Below are 761 nucleotides of genomic sequence, written 5' to 3' on the forward strand. Positions count from 1 at the left end.
CTTCTATATCAAGAACCATGGGGTTTCGCAGCAACTAATGGACGATCAGCTTGAGCTTGCCCGTACCTTCTTCAAGCTTCCGGCGGAAGAGAAGATGAAGGTGGATGCGCGCAAGTCGTCCTGCACGCGCGGCTACGAGACGCAGGGTATCCAAACCCTGGACGACGGGTCGCCACCGGACTTGAAGGAAGGTTTTCTGATCGGTTGCGACCTTGACGAGGATCACCCATACGTCCGGGATGGTGTGCCCAATTGCGGTGCGAACCAATGGCCCTCGCAGCCGGCTGGCTTCCGTGAACAATACGAGGCCTATGTCGAGGAAATGTTCCGCGTCGGTCGCCATCTCATGGGCCTGCTTGCTCTGTCGCTCGATCTGCCAGAGGACTATTTCGCCAAGGGACTGGAGGAGCCGCTCTTTAATTCCCGCCTGCTACGCTACGCGCCGCAGCCCGCAGACGCCGCGTTCAACCAGATCGGCGCCGGCGCCCATACCGATTGGGGTATGATCACGATCCTTCTCCAGGATAACATCGGTGGTCTCGAGGTGGAAAATGCGGCGGGCGAATGGATTTCGGCCCCGCCGATCCCAGGCGCCTTCATCATCAATCTTGGCGAAATGGTGCGGATTCTGAGTAATGGCCTCTATCATGCGAACATGCACCGCGTGCTCAACAACCAGAGCGGCGTAGACCGCTTCTCGGTGCCGACGTTCTTCGACCCGGGCTACTTCTATGAGGTGAGCTGCGCGCCTACCCTGCTCG

1 protein-coding gene is annotated in these 761 nt (G+C 59.0%); it reads left to right on the forward strand.

The genetic code is table 11. The annotated features are described in order from the left end of the window. Positions 1-37: 37 nt before the first annotated feature. Positions 38-761: isopenicillin N synthase family dioxygenase (locus AACY45_RS27175; protein ID WP_339548514.1), on the forward strand; the 724-nt coding region annotated here is incomplete at its 3' end.

The organism is Pseudomonas sp. RA_35y_Pfl2_P32 (assembly GCF_963970735.1).
Lineage (GTDB): Bacteria > Pseudomonadota > Gammaproteobacteria > Pseudomonadales > Pseudomonadaceae > Aquipseudomonas.